The following is a 21230-nucleotide window of genomic DNA, read 5'->3' on the forward strand; positions in this document are numbered from 1 at the left end:
ATCCGGCCTTTATTGTATCCTCTACTCTATTCCTTCCGGGAAAAATATATTAATAAGATCTTCACGAGAGGAAGCTTTAAGCAGAGAAGCACGCCTTTCTTCGTCCATGATCAATTTCGAAATAGTTGCCAGTGTTCGAATGTGCGTGTCGGGCTTATTTTTAGGACTAAGAACAAGAAATAAAAAATTTACATCATCGTCATGACAGAAAAGACAGGAGACCGGTTTTGCTGTCTTTGCCATGAGAACAAGGGACTCGTCAATACCATCTATATAGGCATGGGGTAATGCCGTTGCATAGCCGATAACACTGGAAAATTCAATTTCCTGCTTCATTATGGTTTCTTCTATGTTCTCTATGTTCAACCGGGGGAAATCGAGGTTGAGTCTGATCAGCAGTTCGTGAAGGACTTCTCTGTATGATTTTGATGCTGTGTATATAATCCATTCCTGCCGTATATTTATATCCAGTTTCACATAGAAAGGCATATACACCATGCAGGTGCATTTCCCTGTGAATCCATCGGGAACGTAGGGTAACAGGGTATCTTCTTTTTGAAAGAGAAGAACCCTTTCCGGGTGTTTTATGGATCGTTCCTGCAATTCTCTTGTGAATACCGGGAAGTCGTCCTCTTCGATATTATAGGTTGATATCTTATCCAGCTCAAGGGAGGTCCATACTGGCCGTCCCGTTGCATTTAGTTCTTCTTTGTTTTCTACTGAATGATCGTGTGCGTGCAATAATTTCCATCGGTATAATTCGGGATTTTTAAGCAGTTTTTTCCATCGCTGGCACACCAGTTGGTTCAGGTGATCATTTTTGGTAATGGCCAGTACATTGCCGATCCCGTACAATTCGGGATGTTCGTCGGGATCAACAGTAAGGGCGTCGGCGGAAAGTGCGGTAAGCCCGTACTGCCTGGCTCTTTTTATATTATGCATGTTGGTGTCGATAAGCGTTACGGAAACTCCATTTTCATTGATAAACCGTGCGGCAATCTGGGCAACACGATGAGCTCCGATTACCAGCCACCCGGTAGGTATCTGCTTCAGAACGCCAAGACGGTTGCCAATCCACTTGGCCGTGAATCCCTGGAAGACTACGGTTCCAATGATAACTGCATAAGTAAAGGCTTCCAGAAAATCATTGAGGGAAGAGTATTCCGGCCTGCCATGTAATTTTATGTTAAGCGTGAACAGGGAGGCCATTGACGCGGCTACGATTCCTCTTGGCGCTATCCAGCTGAGAAAAATTTTTTCTCTCAGGGATAATTCCTTCCTGCCCATGGTAGAGAAAAACACATTGAGCGGCCGGATAATTAGCATGACGGCTGTAACGGCCAGAACAAGCCTGACAGTATCATACTTTTTAAAGGAATCAATGTCGAGATTTGCCGCCAGAAGAATAAACAGAAGGCCGATCAGTAATTCCGTCAATTGTGCTTTGTATATCTTTATTTCCTCGAGTTGGGGGGTATCCCTGTAGCCCGTGACAAATCCCGCGATAACAATACTGAGCAGCCCGCTTTCCTGAATAATCATATCCGACACCGCGTAAATCAAAAGAGCATAGGAGAGGATGAATACATTGAGGTGCTCATGGGAGATCAATCCCCTGTTTATAACTTTCGTCAGAATAATGCCGCTGAGTATGCCGATTACGGATCCGATCACCAGACGGAAGAACAGAAATAGCAGAGCATCATGGCCGATGATCCATTCATAGGCAAGGAGAGCTATAAAAACACCTATCGGATCAATGAGTACTGCCTCCCAGTGAAGGTAGCTGTGTACTTTTTCGTTTACATTTATGCGCTTGAGCAGAGGTACTATGACGGTTGGCCCGGTTACAATGATAAGACTTCCTGCAAGTATGGCGAAAGGCCAGGGGAATGAGAAAATAAGCTTTATAATGATGGAGGATGAAAGCCAGGTTATAAGTACTCCCAGGGATAGGGCGCGTTTAATTTCGACCGAAACCCGCCTGAAACCTTTAATGTCCAGCGTTAATCCACCTTCGAACAAAATCAGGGCGACGGTCAATTTAATGATGGCGGGCAGTCCGCTTCCAAGGAGCGAAGGATCAATGAGCTTGATTCCCAGTGCGCTGGGACCAAGAAGTATACCGCCTATTAAAAGTATAACTATGGCAGGAATCCTCAGTCGGTGGGAAATGATAATGAAGATTATACCAAAAAAGAGAGCACTGACAAAAGTCGAGATGTCTGACTGAATATTCATTCCCGGCCATAAAATTTATTGAGGATATGTCAACAGCTTATGCTGATGCAATTACACTGTATTTTAGAATACCCTCTTTGTACACATATTTTTAATGGCCCCGAAGAAAATATGCCGGGTAAGGCACGGGGCCATGTGCCGGGAAGATGATTTTTATCAGGCAGTCTTTTTCTTTCTTTTGGGCCGTTCTTTTTCTTTTTCCTTGCTGGCTTTATGAATCATGGGGATATTTTTTCTTCTCTGTTTTTTAAAGGCATCTATGATTACATCCGCTTCATCAAAGGGGACTGAGAAAAACGAAAAGGTATCCTTGACTGTGACTTCATTGATCCTTCCTGCTTTGACCCGTGACTCGTTCTGGATCATGTGTACGAGCTTCTTCGCCGTGAGACCGTCTTTCTTACCCATGGAAACGAAAAGCCGGACGTGTTCCTTGTTTTCTTTTACGATGGGACTGATCTCGTTGTAATTGTTCCGATCCAGTTCATCCTGGAAAGAATAATGAAGAAGGGCGGCGATGATCTCAATGGGGTCATTCCCCTTCAGGAGCTGCATTGCCGGCCCGACATAATTGCTGTGATTGCCCTGTTCAATAGTGGCACTCAAATCTGCGGCAAGCTTTGTTTTTTTTGCGTTTATAATTTCATCCACGGAAGGGATAATTTTCTTGTTAATAGTGGATTTGGTCAGTTTGACAATTTCATTCAACTTCCGTCTTTCTGATGGGCTTATAAATGTTATTGCCACACCTTTTTTCCCGGCGCGACCGGTTCTTCCTATGCGGTGAATGTATGCTTCCGGGTCCTGGGGAAGTGAAAAATTGATGACATGGGAAAGATTGCTGATGTCGATACCGCGGGCAGCTACATCGGTTGCCACCAGGATATTGGTCCTTTTCTTTTTGAATTTTGAAAGAGTAAGCTCTCTCTGATGCTGGGAAAAGTCTCCATGAATTCCCTCGGCATTGTAACCGCGGTCGGCAAGCCTGTTGGCCAGTTCGTCTACGGCAACCTTGGTCCTGCAGAAAACCAGGCCGTAGAATTCATCTTCGATATCGATAATTCTGCATAGCGATTCGAATTTATCGGAAGGTGAAACCTCGAAGTAAATCTGGTCCGTCAGGTTTTCCGTGAGTGCATCTTTCTTAATTGCGATGAATTCATATTCATGCATATATTTTTTGGCTATATTCATGATATGGGTGGGCATCGTGGCTGAGAAAAGCAGCATTCTTTTATCCGGGTTGGTGAATGCCAGTATGCTCTCCACCTCGTCGATAAAGCCCATGTTGAGCATTTCATCGGCCTCGTCAAGAACGGCAATACTGATTTTATCAAGAGAGAGTGTCTTCCTCTTAAGGTGATCTGCAACCCTGCCGGGGGTGCCCACGACAATATCCACACCTTTTTCAAGCCTTCGAATCTGGTCCATCATGGACTGGCCGCCGTAAATGGGGAGTATTTGTATTTTTTTACCGCCCTTGAAGGAATTGATTTCTTCCGATACCTGTATCGCCAGTTCTCTCGTGGGAACCAGGATGAGGGCCTGTACAGATTTAGAATGTTCTTTTATCATTTCTATGATGGGAAGCCCGAAGGCAGCTGTTTTCCCGGTCCCGGTCTGTGCCTGTCCTATAACATCCACCGTGGAGGACAGAAGCAGGGGGATGGTTTTCTTCTGAATCTCCGTCGGCTCTTCAAATCCTTTTTTGTCAATTTCCAATAAAGATTTTTCTGACAGGCCAAGCTGTCTGAATTCATTTAATTTCATTATTACCTCTGAAATATACTGTATAGCCGGGATGAATATTGTACTTTATTTTTCTGATTTCCCCTTCGGCAGAAGGCTTCAGGTGCCAGGGATTGTGTGGACACTGGTACTGCGGATTCGGAAAGATGAAATATATATCAGTATTAATTACATCACGTTTTAAATAATATGCCTTTATTTATTAAGACTATTTGTTAGCTTAAGCAAGAAATGAAATGCGCATACAACTCAGCTTTGTTCTTCCTTAGCCTCGTCATTATGCGCTTCATTATTAATTTCTTGATGACGCTGTTTTTTCTCTTCTTTCTTTTTTTTCTTAGCCAGTTCTTTTTGACGTTTCTCAAATTTAAACTGACTGTCTCTTTTTTTAGTCAAAATGCCTCCGTCAAAGAGAAAAATTAGCTGTTAGATTTTTTTTACAGAAATAGCACGGGGTCCTTTCTGAGTTTCTTCCGTATCGAATTCAACTTTATCGCCTTCGTGAAGCGTTTTGAATCCTTCGCCGATTATTCCTGTATGGTGGACGAAAATATCACCGCCGTCATCTTTAGTAATGAAGCCGAAGCCTTTGCTTTCATTGAACCACTTAACAACACCCTGTTTCATGCTGATACTCCTTAAAATTTAAAAATTATTATACAATACAATAAGAGTTTCCGGATATAGCTTATCATGTACTACTGAATTTTTTTACCTGGATTTATTAAGGAAAGAAAATGCGAGTATGATGTAATGCTATATCTTTTTACTGCAGGTTTTTGCTGCTTCCTCTCTTATTACATATACAAAACGATAAATATTAGCTTTTTGTCAAGTACAATTGTGCAATATTTGATAATATTTCGAATATTATGGTTTATTTCATTAAAAGCAGTATTAATGTTAATCTTGACTCAAGTTATTAATTTACAGGATTTTTGAAAGTGGGGGGCAATGTCAAATTGATGAAGGAATAACACATGTTTATTTTTGCCGGTAGATTGATTTGAAGCCGAAAGAAGCTCAGTAGCTAATAAGATAAAAGTAGGAAGATTTCCGGCAAATTAAGAACATGCAGCAGAGCTGAATTAAAAAGTATTTAAAAAAGTACATAAAAAAGAGACAACTATATTGACATGAAGCGGTTCTCTTGATATAAATCAAAATACGAAAAATTATGAAACGGGGATTGTTTTTTGATAAAGATGGTGTATTGACCATTGATAAAGGTGTTGGAAAAAACATTTTTGAAATGGAGTTATATCCTGCATCAGCGGATACTATCGCCTATTTCCGAAATCTCGGTTTCCAGATATTCGTAATTACGAATCAACCGGTTGTAGCGCGAGGGATCATCAGTGAAGAAAAGTTGCTGGCATATTTCGAAACCTTAAAGCAAGAACTGCTGAAGAAAAATTTATCGTCAATTATTGACAGGATATACTACTGCCCACACCATCCTTCGGCAAACCTTGAAAAGTACCGAATCCGGTGTGAATGCCGAAAACCGAAGCCGGGAATGCTGATCAGTGCATCCAGAGAATTCGACATCGATTTAACCAGGAGTTACATGATAGGTGACAGAATCACTGATATTGTCGCAGGATCGGCAGCAGGGTGCAAGACAGTACAATGTCTTACCGGTCGGCATGAAGATCCTCTAATCGAAACAGATATGGTATTTAACAGGGGAATTGAACCGGACCATAGAATCCTGAATCTTGAGGAATTGAAACAAATAATACAATGAATACTGCAATGATACTGTGCGCCGGATTCGGAACCAGGATGAAGCAATTTACTAAAGACATTCCGAAACCAATGCTGCCGATTTATGGCAAGCCACTACTTGAATACACAATAAGGTTGTTGGCTTCACAGGGCGTGACAAAACTGGTGATTAATCTCCATTATCTTGCCGATGCCATAACCTCTTATTTTCAGGATGGGAAGCATTGGGGGGTTGAAATTATGTACAGCTATGAGGATGAACCTCTCGGTACGGCAGGTGCCGTAAAAAAGGTTGCGGATATACTCACAAAAGAAGATAGTTTCCTGGTTTTATATGGAGATGTTTTTTGCACCCAGGATTATCGTAAACTATACGATTATCACCGGTCAAGAAGGAATGCTGCTGCCACCATTATTATGCACGAGCGTGAGAAATCCAATAGTATTGTAGAAGTTGATGAGGAAGGCAGGGTTGTAACCTTTATCGAGCGTCCTGCGGTTGAACCGGTACTGAGGAAACAGAAATGGGTTAATTCAGGTTTATACTGTTTCAATAGAAAAATACTTGACTCCATTGTTGGAAATGTATTTTCTGATCTCCCAAAAGACCTTTTCCCGGGACTAACTGCCAACTCAGAGCTTTTTGGGTACCCCCTACAAGGATACAGATGCTCTGTTGACTCTCCGGAAAGGTACCGTCAATTACAGGCAGACTTCAATAATCAGAATTTAATTAAATTATTCAGCAGGGAACATGACAATAAATTATGAAGAAAGGACCTACGAAGCATCTCGAAGATACTTTAAGGCGATGATCGGTCTGCTCAATAATATTAAGGCTTCTGACAAGTCCGGCAGAGAAATCAAATTGCACGATGCCATAGGGATTTCCGTAGAAATGATACTGGCAGTGTCCCATGCCCAAAGGAAACTAATGTTTATAGGGAACGGAGCAAGCCAGTCGATTTCGAGCCATATATCAACCGATATAATGAAAAATTGCGGCATACGAACCACAGCTTTTACGGATCCGTCGATGCTTACCACTTTCAGCAATGATTTTGGTTATGAGTATGTATTTCAGAAACCTATAGAAATTCTTGCTGATGAAGGTGACATTTTAATTGCTATTAGCAGTTCTGGTAAATCCATTAATATTCTTAACGCATGCAATGCCGCACTGAGACGCTCATGCAGTATAATTACCATGTCAGGTTTCAGTAAGGACAATCCGCTCAGGTCTCTGGGTGATATCAATTTTTTTGTCCCCGTCAGCGAATATGGGCCTGTGGAAGTTGTTCATCATGCAATATGCCATTGCATCGTGGATATGATCATTAAGATGAAATCGGAAGCCCGCTAATGCCCGGTCAATCCAGTTTTATAATAAAAAATATTATATAAGGTAATACTATTTTATGATGTCAGATACAATCGTTGTTATCGGCAGCAATTCATTTTCGGGAGCCAGTTTTACAGCCTATGCACTTGAAAAAGGCTTTGAAGTTTTGGGGCTAAGCAGGTCAGAGGAACCGCATCCGGTATTTCTTCCCTACCGATGGATAAAACCCAAGATGCAGAAACAATTTCAGTTCCACAAAATGGATATTAATAAGGACATAGATGGAATCATTGATCTCATTCAAAAAAATAAAATTAAATACATATTCAATTTTGCAGCACAAAGCATGGTGGCCGAAAGCTGGCAAAATCCCGAGCATTGGTTCCAAACCAATGTCGTTTCTAACGTTAAGCTTCATGACAGGCTCAGGCATTGCGATTTTCTAAAAAAATACGTGCATGTTTCCACCCCCGAAGTTTATGGCTCATGCCAGGGGCTCATATCCGAGAGTACCAATTATAATCCCAGTACTCCTTATGCGGTATCGCGAGCGGCTGCGGACATGAGCCTGATGACTTTCTACCGCGCATATAATTTTCCTGTGGCCTTCACCAGAGCTGCCAATGTGTATGGACCAGGCCAACAGCTCTATCGTATTATACCCAGAACTATTCTTTTTTTCCTGATAGGAAAGAAACTTCAGCTGCATGGCGGTGGAGAGTCTGTCCGATCTTTCATCCATATCCGGGATGTTGCCGAGGGAACTCTGCGTTTGGCTGAAAAATCCACTTCGGGCGAAATATACCATCTCTCCACATCGCGTAATATTTCCATTCGTGAACTGGTGCTGATGATTGCAAACCAGATGGGAGTATCATTTGAAGATCATGTTGAGATTGTCGGCGAGCGTCTTGGAAAAGATTCTGCCTATCTTCTGGACAGCACCAAGGCCAGGAGTACACTGGGCTGGGCAGATACAGTGTCCCTTGAGCAGGGGATAGAGGAATCAATTTCATGGGTTCGACAGAACCTGGATGACATAAAGAAACAGCCGTTAGATTATATTCATAAACCATAAGTAAGGAAAAAATAGATGAACATACTGCTTACCGGCGGATGCGGCTATGTCGGGTCAACGCTTACGCCACGATTGCTCCAGGAGGGGCACCATGTTACCGTTGTGGACATTATGTGGTTCGGCAACTATCTCAAGGAGCATAAGAATCTCAAGGTTGTCCGTATGGACATTCGTGATACGGCGTCTATTCCCATGGACGGGATAGACGCGATCATTCATCTTGCCAATATTGCCAATGACCCAAGCTGTGATTTGAATGCGAAGCTTGCATGGGAAGTAAATACGCTTGCTACAATGCAGATAGTTGAAAAGGCGATAAAGAGTGGTGTGCGGCAATTTATTTATGCCAGCTCCGGGAGCGTGTATGGCGTCAAGGATGAACCTGAGGTTACCGAGGATCTGGAACTCGTTCCGATATCGGATTACAATAAGACGAAGATGATCAGCGAACGCGTACTGTTAAGCTACAAAGATTCCATTATACTACAAATAGTCCGCCCCGCAACAATCTGCGGTGTGTCCCCCAGAATGCGTCTTGATCTTTCAGTGAATATGCTGACTATGCAGGCGTTGACAAAGGGGGAAATTACTGTTTTCGGCGGTAACCAGACGCGTCCGAACATACATCTAAAAGACATGATCGAGGTATATTCACACTTCCTGGCCGGAGGGGAAAGTATCCGCGGCATTTATAACGCCGGCTTTGAAAACATGAGTATCATGACCATAGCGGAAACAGTGAAGGAGTATACAAATGCAAAGATCACCGTAACCGAGTCCAATGATCCACGCTCATACAGGTTGAATTCCGATAAACTGCTGGGTACCGGGTTCAGACCGCGCCAAATGGTCCGCGATGCAATTCGTGAGGTCATGGAGGCTTATAAAGCTGGAACGTTGCAGGAAAGGGATGAGTGGTACAGTATCAAGACACTGAAGTCATTAAGTAATTTAGCATAAACGGCAGGAGAGCAGAATGGGAAAGGAAGTTGATTTACTGGTTAACTACCCGAAGACGAAAAGAAACCTTGACGAAAGGGTCGAGGAAAAAACTGAAGAGGTGAGGGCTGTCGCCAGAAAATTTGGGAAAGAATTTTTTGATGGCGACAGAAAATATGGATATGGAGGATTTAATTACTTCTCCCGTTTCTGGCAGCCGGTGATTCCCACGTTCGAGGCTCATTTTAACCTTACTTCTGCCAGTTCCGTGCTGGATGTCGGATGTGGAAAAGGATTTATGCTGCATGATCTGGCACAACTAATCCCGGGAATCACCGTGAAGGGTATCGATATATCTGAATATGCCATTGAAAACACGATAGAGGACATGAAGCCGTATGTTCAGGTCGCCGACGCTAAGAAATTACCCTTCCCCGATAAATCATTCGATGTGGTCATATCGATCAACACGGTGCATAACCTGGAAAGGGACGAATGCGGGAAAGCGCTTCAGGAGATTGAGAGGGTAAGCCGTGGAAAGAGCTTTATTACGGTCGACGCTTACCGCACTGATGAGGAAAAGAAGCGCATGTATGCATGGAACCTGACTGCAAAAACAATTATGAGCGTGGACGAATGGATTTCTTTTTTCGGTGAAATCGGATATACCGGGGATTACTTCTGGTTCATCCCCTGATGGCATAATGTATAAAGACGAACATATGAAAAAGCTAGATTCCGTTGATGTCTCCGTTGCTCGAAAACTTCTTGAAGTCATGATGCGTATCCGGAATGTCGAGGAAGCAATTTCATCGCACTATGCTGAATGGAAAATGCGGTGCCCCACCCATTTGTGTACAGGGCAGGAAGCGGTGGCTGCAGGAGTTTGCATGTCCCTGAGAAAGAATGATTTTGCGGTGAGCACCCACAGAGCCCACGGGCATTACATTGCGAAAGGCGGGGATATAAACAGCCTCATTGCTGAAATTTACGGCAAAGCCACAGGCTGTTCCAGGGGCAAGGGTGGATCCATGCACCTGGTTGATCTCAATGCGGGATTTATGGGAAGTACCGCTATTGTGGGCGGAACGATACCCATTGGTGTAGGACTGGGGCTCTCAATCAAGCTTAAAAAAACAGATCAGGTGAGTGTCGTTTTTTTCGGTGATGGAGCAGTCGAAGAAGGTGTTTTTTACGAATCGGTGAATTTTGCAGTCCTGAAAAAGCTACCCGTGCTGTTTATATGCGAGAATAATTTATATTCCGTTTACTCACCGCTCTCGGTACGCCAGCCCGGGGACAGGAATATTCATACAATGGTGGAGGCCATGGGGATTCATGCCGATTTCGGTGATGGCAACAACGTGTGGGAAGTATACACAAAAGCAGATTATAATATCAAAAAAATTCGTGAAGGCGATGGCCCGCGCTTCATTGAATTTGCCACTTACCGGTGGCGAGAACATTGCGGACACCTATACGATAACGATCTTGGTTATCGAAGTGAAGAAGAATTTCTCTGCTGGAAAGAGAAAGATCCGATCGGAACATATGTCAACCATTTGCTGGCACAGGATATAATCACAAGAGATACTATAAGCGAAATGGAAAGGAAAATATTATCGGACATAGAAGATGCCTTTAACTTCGCGGAATCATCATCTTTTCCGCCTCTGCATGACTTTACGACAGACTTATTTAAAGAATAGGGAGCAGTAATGCCGCGTAACTCAACATATGCAAAAGCTATCAACGAGGCTTTAGCCATAGCATTAGAAAGCGATCCGAATGTCATCTGCTATGGGCTTGGCGTTGACGACCCAAAGGGTGTGTTCGGGACTACGCTTGGTTTGAAGGAGCGTTTTGGAGGAGAGCGGGTATTTGATATGCCCACTTCGGAGAACGCCATGACGGGTATTGCTATCGGAGCCGCACTTAATGGCATCCGTCCTGTAATGACTCATCAACGTCTTGATTTTTTTCTGCTTGCTATGGACCAACTGGTGAACAATGCGGCTAAATGGCATTTCATGTTCGGCGGGAAGATGTCGGTTCCTATCACCATCAGGTTGATCCTTGGACGCGGCTGGGGACAGGGACCGACGCATTCCCAGAGCCTGCATTCTTGGTTTGCCCATGTGCCGGGACTCAAGGTCGTCATGCCAACAACCGCACATGATGCGAAGGGGATGCTTCTGTCGAGTATATTTGACAACAACCCCGTTCTGTTCCTTGAGCATCGGTGGTTGCATAATATCGAAGGGGACGTGCCAGAAGATGATTACCGGATCCCCATCGGCAAGGCTGCTTTAATGAAAAAGGGAAAGGATCTCACCATAATTTCTATTTCTTACATGACCATAGAAGCACTGCATGTTACCGATCTGCTTGAAAAGAACGGGATTAACTGTGAACTGATCGACCTCAGGTCCGTGAGTCCTTTAGACTGGGAGGCTGTTTATTGTTCGGTAAAAAAGACGGGAAGGCTGATAGTACTGGATATTTCGTCTGCCATGGTTTCTGTCGCAGGTGAAATCGTAGCGAGGGTGAGCATGGATCTTTTTGAATACCTGAAATGCGCTCCAGCCAGGCTGGCGCTGCCGGATTATCCGTCGCCGACAAGCTATGGATTATCCAAAACCTATTATAAGCGAGCGGAAGATATTGTCTCCGAAATCGGAAAGATGATGGGAAAAGATTTATCAAAACTCGAAGAGGAAATCGTAAATAGCAGGAAAACGCCACATGATTCCCCGGGCGACTGGTTCAAGGGGCCGTTTTGATGAAAAGTACTTTGTAAGGAGGATCTTTAATGGAAATACATGATGCTATTTTGAATAGTCCATTAGAATGTTATAATAAATACGGTTTTGCTTTAATTGAAGCTTATAACATCATTGATAATTCTATTATAGAAAAGTATGCAATAGATTGGTTGAATAAAATTTTAAACCCATGGCTAAATAATAGGGAAAAGGAGTTTTCTCTCGAAAACTATCATAAATGGTGGAATTTATTAAATGTAGACCATAATAATCTATTTCGTGCTGCCAACAGACATATTAATCCTCCAGAAAATATTAAAAAAAAAATAATCAATAAACAGATTGATAATTTTTTAAAACAGATAGGAATTAAAAAATTTAAAATTTGGGATGAAGGATTAGGTTGGCTAGCCTTCAGATTTATACGACCTGGTGTGGGAGATGGATACCCTTTCAGCAGAAAAGAATGGGGGCCAGCTAAAAATGTTATTTCTGCATGGATACCAATAATTGGTCGAAGTGAATCGGAAACATTGAAGTTTATTCCTGGATCACATGTTTGTGAATATGAGAGATATCTTCCTAATGATAGTAAATTTAGAAGTGATGAATTTCGATTGGTCAATACACCTTTAGAGGCTGAATGTTTTAGACCAAACTTAAGGATAGGACAAATAATATTATACCATCCTAGATTAATACACACTGAAAATGTAGAAAATAGTAATATAACACGTCTAAACTTAGAATTCCGAATAATACCCGAATTATGATTAAAAGAAGAATAGGTACATCATCATTATACTCATCTGTTTTAGGTCTTGGCAGTCTGCACTTTGGTGTTTATTGTGATCAGAAATTAACTAATGACATTGTTAGTTTTGCATTGGATTGTGGAATCAATTTTATTGACACTGCCCCAATGTATGGAAATGGAAAGTCTGAGCAATATCTCCATAATGCATTAAAAGGTATAAAACGGGAACAAATAATTATATCGACTAAAGTTGGCTTAGAACCTGAGATCAATTCTGATGGTTCATTTAGTGTCCGTGAAATAAAATTAATAAAAAATAATATAGTAACAAGTGTCGAACAAAGTTTAAGAAATCTTGGTACAGACTATATAGACTTATTGCAACTTCATGCTTTTGATCATACAACATCATTTGATGAGACACTGGATGTTTTATATGATCTTGTACAAAATGGGAAAATTCGTTATATAGGTTGTTCAAATTATAATCCAGATGAGTTTATTTTAGCGGCAAAGACGGCAGAAAGGAAAGCTTTTAGTAATATTGTTTCTGCTCAATGTCATTTTAACATTATTGAGCGTAGAGCACGAGCAGAATTATTTCCAATATGCAAAGATTACAATACAAGTATAATATGTAACAGGTCCCTAGCAAGAGGAATTTTAACCGGTAAGTATAAATATGGACAACCATTACCCCATGGTTGTCGTGCTGAAACCAGTTATAGAGTTAGGAAATGGCTATTAGAAGATACTTTATTGTTAGTAAATGAGCTTGCAACGTATGCCGAGCGCTTCGGCAGGTCTATTACAGAATTATCATTAGCATGGACACTTATAGCACCAGAAATTTCAACAATCCTGGTAGGTGTTCGTAATATAGACCAATTAAAACAATGTATTTCATCAGTTGATTTTTCTCTTGAAGACAAACATCTATTGGAAATAGATTCCATCATTGAAAGGATGAATTTAACCAATCGAGTAAATTTATTACCAGAGGTTTATTTTGAAAAGTAAAAATGATAAAATGAATTGTAAAATTGCTATAATTACAGGCGGTGCCCATGGAATTGGGAAGGCGATTGCTAAGTCTTTATCTGCAAGCAATTATATTGTGATTATAGCTGATATAGATAATGATAAAGGAATTAAGGTTGTAGATGAAGTAAATAGTGCTGGAGGGAATGCATTATTTATAAAAACAGATTTATGCAGTGAAAACGATATTTTAAACTTAGTTAATATTACGATTGAAACATTTGGAGGGTTGGATATTGTAATAAATAGTGCACGGCCTCTACTGAAAATTGTTCCTTTTATTGAAAGCTTTGATGAGTGGGATTATGCTATAAATGTATTATTAAAAGCACCAGCATTATTGGCTAAGTATAGTTACAATCATTTAAAAAAATCTAGTAATGGTTGTATAATAAATATAGGTTCGACTAATGAAAATTATATATCCCATCAACCTGTATCATATCACGTTGCTAAGGCTGGACTTGTTCATCTAACTCATTATCTTGCTCGTGAATTTGGTGTGAATAATATACGAGTTAACACAATAAGTCCTGGTCTAGTTGATATCCACGAAGATGGGCGGCCATTAACAGGTAAGCCAATGAATAAAGAAATTGTTGATATTACCGTCCCATTAAAAAGGGCAGCATCTCCGCAAGAAATTGCTTATTTAGTATTGTTTTTATGTTCTAAAGAGGCATCATATATTACAGGTCAAACTATTACAATAGATGGTGGAATCACATTAAACGATCATTTTCATATTGCTCGGCAAGTCTTTACTGCAAAGAATCAATGATAATACGACTTGGATTCTAGTAACGAGCGCAACCCTTTTTCCCTAAAGAACCTCAAATATCGAGAGGAAAATATTTAGCATCATGATAAAGAGATCATTCGTAGATCAAATTATTGAAATGGACAGGAGAGATATCTCCAAACAAGATATATATGAAATGCTTAATCTCGTGGCATAGGTGTGCCCCCAAAATGCTAAGTCGAGTCATTAATTTAGAGTTCATGGAAGGTGTATTGTATGAATAGTATCCCTTGGTGGTATACAGAAATAGGTGATAATGAAAAGAATTATATGCTAACAGCATTTAACAATAAATGCTTTAGTATGGGTCCGTATACACAAGAATTTGAGGAAAGAATTTCAGAATTGATGAATGTCCCATATGTTACCTTAACAAATAGTGGAACATCGGCTTTAATAATATCTCTATTATCAATTGGCATTAAGCCAGGCGACGAAGTAATTTTACCTGCATTGACTTGGATAGCCACAGCACAGGCTGCTGCTCTATTGGGTGCTCATGTCGTTTTAGTTGATTGTTTGCCAAGGCTGCCAATTATTGATATTGAAGGTGTTGCTAGGAAAATAACAAAAAAAACAAAAGCGATAATTCCTGTTAATTTAAATGGGCGGGCCTGTGATATAAAAAGATTAAAGAATATTGCGAAAGAAAATAATATTTATATTATTGAAGATGTATGTAAAGGAATGTTTTCTCAGAATAATAATTGTTATCTTGGTACTATTGGCGATATAGGTTGTTTTTCCATGGGCATGATTTCGTTATTATCAATTGGTTATGGTGGTTTCTTAGTAACGAAAAATATTGATTTACATAATAAAATAAGATTGATTCGCGATCATGGTGTTGTAAGAAATCCTGAAGAATATAAATATCTCGGGGCAAATTATAAGGTTAGCGATTTATTAGCATCTATAGGATTGGGGCAGTTAGATAAACTTCAGGAAAAGATTAAGAGAGTATGTGATATATACAAAATTTATAATGAGGCTTTATCAGAAAATAGTAAATGTAATTTGCTCCCTGTTGACATATTATCTGGAGAAGTTCCATTATATGTAGAGGCGTATTCTGAACAGAGAGAGGATCTCATTAATTATTTAAATGTGAATAATATTGGTACTTCGAGATTTCATTTACCGCTACATTCTGCTCGGTATCTTGATAGTCCTGATAATTTTCCTTGTGCAAATGAGCTATCGAAGAATGCTTTTATACTACCATCTGGTCCATCACAGTCTCTAGATAATGTTTATAAATGTGCTGAATTAATAAATCATTGGAAATAGAAAATACTTAAAAAAATGGTTAAAGGAATCTATGGATATGACAAAATTGAATATAATTATCATATCTGCATCTAGCGATATCGGGCTAGCAATATGCAGAAAGTGGGTTCAATACGGATGGAATATATTTGGTACTTATCGGACAATGACCGAGGAAGTGAAATCAGTTGAAAACAGTAATGTGAAACTGGTACCTTGTGATCTTAATAGTATTGATTCTATTGATAAGGCTTGCTCGGATTTAATAAAACTGTGTCATGAATGGGATGCATTAATTCTGTGCCCAGGAACTCAGGAACCGATCGGTCCTATTATCGATACTGAATTCAATGATTGGGAAAAATCGATAAGAATAAATTTTATAAATCAGATAAGGATTGTTCATCGCTTGCTTCCATATAAAAAACATTATAGTGGTCTTGGACCATGTGTTTTATTTTTTGCGGGTGGAGGAACCAATAACGCTACTGTGAATTACTCTGCATATACAATTTCTAAGATTGCTCTTATTAAAATGTGTGAACTGTTGGACGAAGAGATTCAAAATACGCGTTTTACAATTATCGGTCCAGGATGGGTTAAAACAAAAATACATGATGCAACTATGAATGCCAAGGAAAAGGCCGGTGATAATTTTAATAAGACGCGTCAAAAGCTTAAAAGTGACGAATGCACTCCCATGGAAGATGTAATAAATTGCTGTGAATGGATATTGCAATCCTCTCGTGAGGTGGTAAGTGGTAGAAATTTCAGTGTCGTATTTGATATGTGGGGTGATGAACGGCTATCGCGGATGCTACTTAAAGATAAAAATATGTACAAACTACGAAGAAAAGGAAATGGCATGCTGGTAAAAAACATGGTTCAAGAACCTAAAAAATCAGAGATACTTGATAGTCTCATTTTATCCCTTCCTGAGTTAACCGACAGCCACGCACCTGGAACACAATTTTACAACTTCATGAAAAAAACCCTTCGTAAGGAGATTGAGCTTTTATTTAATGGAAATGAAGATGGAGCAATAGAGATTGCATCTTTTGGGAAAATAAATTTTCCATATTTTTCCATGGGAAATATTGATTCACTTAATCTTTTCGATCTTGATGAAATAATGATATTCACATATTATTGGGCTAACCGACATCGGTATAAAAAAGTAATAGATATCGGCGCCAATATAGGTCTTCATTCGATAATGCTGAGTAAATGTGGATATAATGTTACGTCTTATGAACCTGACCCGGTACATTTTCAAATGCTGAATAGAAATCTTATGAGCAATAATATTCATACAGTAAAAACAGTTAATATGGCTGTCTCGAGTAAATCAGGAGAAATGGAGTTTGTGCGCATTAAGGGCAACACTACAGGTAGTCATCTTGCCGGATCGAAGCCAAATCCATATGGAGATCTCGATAGATTTAATGTTAAAATTATTGATTTTAATTTTCTGCTTGACGGAGTTGATTTTATTAAAATGGATGTGGAAGGTCATGAAAAAGAAATTATAATCAATACTTCAAAATCTATTTGGGAAAGATTAGATGCATTTATTGAAATTGAAAACAAAGATAATGCGGAAGCTATCTATGAACATTTTAAAGAATTGGGAATAAATTTATTCAGTCAGAAAATTAATTGGGCACAAGTCGGAAGTGTTGATGATATGCCAATTAATTATAAAGAGGGAACCTTGTTCGTCAGTAACAAAAAGAAAATGGTCTGGAATTAAAACGTTAGATGAAAAACAATGCATAATTAAACTTGCTATAATGATCAAAACAATATCAAACGGACAGAAATATGGGAATGAATAATGATTTAAGAAAGAAAATAGTAAGAATGGTAACTTCAGCCGGGGAAGGACATATCCCTAGCTCCTTTTCTATTGTTGATATCATTGATACTATATATGGAGGTTTTCTTAATTTCGATCCAAGAAATGTTGAATGGGAAGATAGAGATTATTTCATTCTCAGCAAAGGGCACGGAGCTGCTGCCCTTTACATTGTATTAGAAAAATATCAGGTTTTGTCAGAATCTGATATTGCAAGTTATGGGAAATATAACTCGATTCTTGGGGGACACCCAGACCGGACAAAAGTCCCTGGAGCAGAGGCCTCTACAGGATCATTGGGCCACGGCTTACCATTTGCAATTGGCATCGCCTTGGGTTTGAAAATACAGAAAAAGAATAATAAGGTTATTGTCCTTATCGGTGATGGTGAATGCCATGAGGGAACAATATGGGAATCAGCTCTTGTTGCTCAAAATTTAAAATTAAACAATCTTTGCTGTATCGTTGATTTCAACGGCTCTGCTGCTCAAATCCTCCCCCATCCAAACATGGTAAAACAATGGCAAGCTTTTGGTTGGGATACTAGAGAGATCGATGGTCACAATAAAAAGGAAATTGAATCAGTCCTTTCAGAATTTTACACTAAAACTTCTGATAAACCGTTTGTTATCGTCGCGAACACAATCAAGGGGAAAGGGGTAAGTTTTATGGAAGTTCATGGCCCTTGGCATCATAAAATACCGAATAGCGAAGAGTTCGAGGAGATCATGATGGAGCTTGACAAATGAATATGCGAATGGCATTTGCAGATACAATGGTGGAGATAGGTACTATTGATCCTAAATTAGTTGTTTTAGTTGGGGATATAAGCCATGGAATACTACAACCATTTGCTCAATCTTGCCCGGGCAGGTATTATAATATTGGAATACTTGAAAACACCATTGTAAGTATGAGTGCCGGTTTGTCTCGATCAGGATTGTGTCCTGTGGCTCACACGATAGCTCCATTTCTTATTGAAAGAAGTTTTGAACAGATTAAGCTTGAATACGGATATCAAGAGATTGGAGGCAACCTGATTACAGTTGGGTCTGCTTTTGATTATTCAGGACTCGGGTGTAGTCATCACTGTTATAATGATATTAATTTAATGAAATCATTACCTGGTTCACAAGTATTATATCCAGCTATGCCCAATGAATTTAATATATTGTTTAAGCAGACCTATAACAACAACCAGCTGACATATTTTCGATTACCTGGCGATATGCATGAAATAAGTATATCCGATAGTAAAATAGTTTTGGGTAAAGGAATAAGGATTATTGAAGGCGATGATGCCTCCATCCTTGTTATTGGACCTCAATTAAAAGTTGCAATGGAAGCCTCAAGAGAACTATCCATAAGAGGGATTAATATCGATTTATTGTATTATCCTACAATTAAGCCCTTTGACGAGGACTTGTTAAAAACAAGCATAAAGAAAACAAAAAGAATTCTTATAATAGAGGAACACTCAGTTTATGGTGGTGTTAATGAGGATGTATTACGTACATGCTGCAATCGTGGTGATATTAAATATGATTTTATCAATATACCAGATGTCTTTCTCCGCAATTATGGGAATTATCATGAACATTGTGAATTTCTTGGTTTTACAAAAGAGAATATTGTTAACAAAATTTTAAATATTATACAACTATAGTTGGAGTTATTTATGGTATCTTTTTTTGTACCTGCATTGAACGAGGAAAAAAACATTGAAAATACAATAGACGATATCATAGACGCTTGTCGGAAGGCACATATTAAGGAAATTGATATAATTATTGCCAATGACGGTAGTTCTGATGGGACAAGACAAATAATTGAAACAATTGAGGAAAAATATAAATTTATCCAATCCTTTCATAATACTCAAAATAAAGGTCTAGGCTATTGTTTTAAAAAAGCTTTATTAATAGCTAAATATTCAAAGTTCTTTTTTATTGCAGGTGATAATGATATGCCTGCAGATGTTATTTTAAATATATTAGAGAATCGAAATAAAGCTGACTTGGTATTTGTATATTTTTTGAACAAAGAGTTAAGAGGGCGAAGGAGAAATGTTATATCGACCATATATGGTATAATTTATACCATTATATTTAATATTTATGTTCAATATATTAATGGGGGAGTACTTTATTCGACTGATAGATTAAGACAAATCTCTTTGAAATCTGATAGATTTAGTATTATTATTGAAGCTACAATCAAAATGTTAAAAACAGGGTGTTCTTTTTATGAAGTTGGGGGTTATATGCAACGAGGGTTGGATGGCAGTTCTTCAATCTCATTAAAGAATTTGATTGATGTTATATACTCATTTCTTCGTTTATGGTTAGAAGTAAAAATTGTAAATAGAAAAATCTATTGTAGCACTCCTCACAGAATTAAATAACATTTTAGGAAAAGATATATGAATGTATTATTATTTGGAATAATTCTTTTTGTCATCCCTTTTGGTGTACAAATAGTATTATGGAGAAGAAATATTGTTAGTAAAACTCCTAAAATAATTATAGCAATATTTATATTCGGATTTTTTTTATTAGGGATTATAAATGTTTTATTAACCGGATACCATTTGATATATGCAGGAATTAATTTAAAATATATTTATAGATTACTTCACAGTTATTTAATTGCCTCATCAATGTTTATTGCCTACTTGCTAACATATACTGCTATTGAATCGGACAGTCCATCAGGCCTTATACTCAAAAAGGTTGAAAAATATGGTATGAATGGATTACCCAATAATGAATTGAAAGGTATATTAACAAATAATAATACTGTCTTAGAAAGGTTGGAAGGATTAATAAGAGACAAGAATGTTACAAAACAAAACGGTAGATATGTAATGACAAGGAATGGGAGACTGTTATTATACACGATTTTATTCTTAAGAAGTTTGTTTACATCCGATGAATTTCGAGGTTAATTATGGATAATGAACTTGTAAGTATTCTTTCACCTATTTTGGCCCTTGTTACATTATTCATTCTACATGCTATCATACATCGTATATTTCATTTTAAATCAATATTACTTTCTTTTATTGTTTCATTTATTTTTATGCTATTGATATTCATAGTTTTTAGTTTTGTGTTATTTTTTATAATCAAATATCAAGGAATCGATTTTATCTATACTCTATTTGGAAATTTAATAATTCTTATTTGTCTTTCATATTTCTATATTAATTTGCTAAACATTGGGGAAGTCTCTCTACGGATTAAATTATTAAGTATCATAAATGAAAGCGATATTTATGGAATACCTCTTGAAGAATTAATATTGAAATATAATTCTGAAATAATTATTAAACTGAGAATTGACCGTCTTATAAAAAATGGTCAGCTAATAGAACAATCAAATAAGTATTTCTTGGGTAAAAAGCGTCAGATATATATCGTAAATTTTTATCTGTTCTGGCGTAATATAATGTTTAGATAAGGGCATCTCAAAAAGTCAATTAAAGGTTCATTTTTCGCGATTCTAATTATAGATATTAATAATCGTTTTTAATTCGGATTAAAGCTTGAGTCAATGGCTCAATTGGTAATTATAATCCTTGGATTCAAGTAACAAGTGCAACCCTTTCTTGTTAAAGAAGGGTTGACTGCCAACAGGTTTTCTCTTCTTTTGAAAG

At 38.6% G+C, this 21230-nt stretch carries 21 protein-coding genes; 18 read left to right on the forward strand and 3 right to left on the reverse strand.

Features of this window, described 5'->3' with window-relative positions; genetic code table 11:
- Positions 1 to 21 precede the first annotated feature (21 nt).
- The 3 genes from CVV44_22910 to CVV44_22920 form a co-directional block, all read right to left on the reverse strand.
- Positions 22 to 2241, reverse strand: a complete 2220-nt coding sequence (locus tag CVV44_22910; protein ID PKL35229.1) for a hypothetical protein — start codon at positions 2239 to 2241, stop codon at positions 22 to 24.
- A 156-nt stretch (positions 2242 to 2397) separates the two neighbouring features.
- Positions 2398 to 4011, reverse strand: coding sequence for an RNA helicase (locus CVV44_22915; protein PKL35230.1), 1614 nt, complete (start codon positions 4009 to 4011; stop codon positions 2398 to 2400).
- Between the two features lie 405 nt (positions 4012 to 4416).
- Complete coding sequence (locus CVV44_22920) at positions 4417 to 4617, reverse strand: cold-shock protein (GenBank protein PKL35231.1); 201 nt, start codon at positions 4615 to 4617, stop codon at positions 4417 to 4419.
- Between the two features lie 550 nt (positions 4618 to 5167).
- Between CVV44_22920 and CVV44_22925 the strand changes: the two genes are divergently transcribed.
- The 18 genes from CVV44_22925 to CVV44_23010 all read left to right on the forward strand — a co-directional run bounded on the left by CVV44_22925 (position 5168) and on the right by CVV44_23010 (position 21034).
- Entirely contained in the window at positions 5168 to 5740 is a 573-nt protein-coding gene (locus CVV44_22925; GenBank protein ID PKL35232.1) for a D,D-heptose 1,7-bisphosphate phosphatase, read from the forward strand.
- Positions 5737 to 6492, forward strand: a complete 756-nt coding sequence (locus tag CVV44_22930; protein PKL35233.1) for a hypothetical protein — start codon at positions 5737 to 5739, stop codon at positions 6490 to 6492. Before CVV44_22925 ends, CVV44_22930 begins: the two co-directional genes overlap by 4 nt.
- Positions 6476 to 7084, forward strand: a complete 609-nt coding sequence (locus CVV44_22935) for a phosphoheptose isomerase (GenBank protein PKL35234.1) — start codon at positions 6476 to 6478, stop codon at positions 7082 to 7084. The genes CVV44_22930 and CVV44_22935 overlap by 17 nt, the downstream gene beginning before the upstream one ends.
- Positions 7085 to 7139: 55 nt before the next feature.
- Positions 7140 to 8141, forward strand: a complete 1002-nt coding sequence (locus CVV44_22940; GenBank protein ID PKL35235.1) for a dTDP-glucose 4,6-dehydratase — start codon at positions 7140 to 7142, stop codon at positions 8139 to 8141.
- Positions 8142 to 8156: 15 nt separating this feature from the next.
- Entirely contained in the window at positions 8157 to 9101 is a 945-nt protein-coding gene (locus CVV44_22945) for an NAD-dependent epimerase/dehydratase (GenBank protein ID PKL35236.1), read from the forward strand.
- 16 nt (positions 9102 to 9117) lie between these two features.
- Entirely contained in the window at positions 9118 to 9777 is a 660-nt protein-coding gene (locus CVV44_22950; GenBank protein ID PKL35237.1) for a methyltransferase type 11, read from the forward strand.
- A 25-nt stretch (positions 9778 to 9802) separates the two neighbouring features.
- Positions 9803 to 10789, forward strand: a complete 987-nt coding sequence (locus CVV44_22955) for an acetoin dehydrogenase (GenBank protein PKL35250.1) — start codon at positions 9803 to 9805, stop codon at positions 10787 to 10789.
- 9 nt (positions 10790 to 10798) lie between these two features.
- Positions 10799 to 11863 (forward strand): alpha-ketoacid dehydrogenase subunit beta, encoded by a 1065-nt coding sequence (locus CVV44_22960; protein PKL35238.1) that lies wholly within the window; start codon positions 10799 to 10801, stop codon positions 11861 to 11863.
- Between the two features lie 29 nt (positions 11864 to 11892).
- Complete coding sequence (locus CVV44_22965) at positions 11893 to 12618, forward strand: hypothetical protein (GenBank protein ID PKL35239.1); 726 nt, start codon at positions 11893 to 11895, stop codon at positions 12616 to 12618.
- Positions 12615 to 13622: an aldo/keto reductase gene (locus tag CVV44_22970; GenBank protein PKL35240.1), complete on the forward strand. Its 1008-nt coding sequence runs from the start codon at positions 12615 to 12617 to the stop codon at positions 13620 to 13622. The genes CVV44_22965 and CVV44_22970 overlap by 4 nt, the downstream gene beginning before the upstream one ends.
- Positions 13612 to 14424 carry an NAD(P)-dependent oxidoreductase gene (locus CVV44_22975; protein PKL35241.1) on the forward strand — a complete coding sequence of 271 codons (813 nt, stop codon included), beginning with the start codon at positions 13612 to 13614 and terminating at the stop codon, positions 14422 to 14424. Before CVV44_22970 ends, CVV44_22975 begins: the two co-directional genes overlap by 11 nt.
- Positions 14425 to 14661: 237 nt before the next feature.
- The gene (locus CVV44_22980; protein PKL35242.1) at positions 14662 to 15735 is read left to right on the forward strand and encodes a pyridoxal phosphate-dependent aminotransferase; all 1074 of its coding nucleotides are present in this window, start codon (positions 14662 to 14664) and stop codon (positions 15733 to 15735) included.
- Between the two features lie 31 nt (positions 15736 to 15766).
- A complete protein-coding gene (locus CVV44_22985) occupies positions 15767 to 17467 on the forward strand; it encodes a hypothetical protein (GenBank protein ID PKL35243.1) in 1701 nt (566 codons plus the stop codon).
- A gap of 71 nt (positions 17468 to 17538) precedes the next feature.
- Entirely contained in the window at positions 17539 to 18321 is a 783-nt protein-coding gene (locus CVV44_22990; GenBank protein ID PKL35244.1) for a transketolase, read from the forward strand.
- Positions 18318 to 19238: a hypothetical protein gene (locus CVV44_22995; GenBank protein PKL35245.1), complete on the forward strand. Its 921-nt coding sequence runs from the start codon at positions 18318 to 18320 to the stop codon at positions 19236 to 19238. The genes CVV44_22990 and CVV44_22995 overlap by 4 nt, the downstream gene beginning before the upstream one ends.
- A gap of 12 nt (positions 19239 to 19250) precedes the next feature.
- On the forward strand, positions 19251 to 19976 hold the full coding sequence (locus CVV44_23000; GenBank protein PKL35246.1) for a hypothetical protein: 726 nt from the start codon (positions 19251 to 19253) through the stop codon (positions 19974 to 19976).
- An 18-nt stretch (positions 19977 to 19994) separates the two neighbouring features.
- Entirely contained in the window at positions 19995 to 20519 is a 525-nt protein-coding gene (locus CVV44_23005) for a hypothetical protein (protein ID PKL35247.1), read from the forward strand.
- A gap of 2 nt (positions 20520 to 20521) precedes the next feature.
- A complete protein-coding gene (locus CVV44_23010; protein PKL35248.1) occupies positions 20522 to 21034 on the forward strand; it encodes a hypothetical protein in 513 nt (170 codons plus the stop codon).
- Positions 21035 to 21230 lie beyond the last annotated feature (196 nt).

It is taken from the genome of Spirochaetae bacterium HGW-Spirochaetae-1 (assembly GCA_002839375.1).
Lineage (GTDB): Bacteria > Spirochaetota > UBA4802 > UBA4802 > UBA5550 > PGXY01.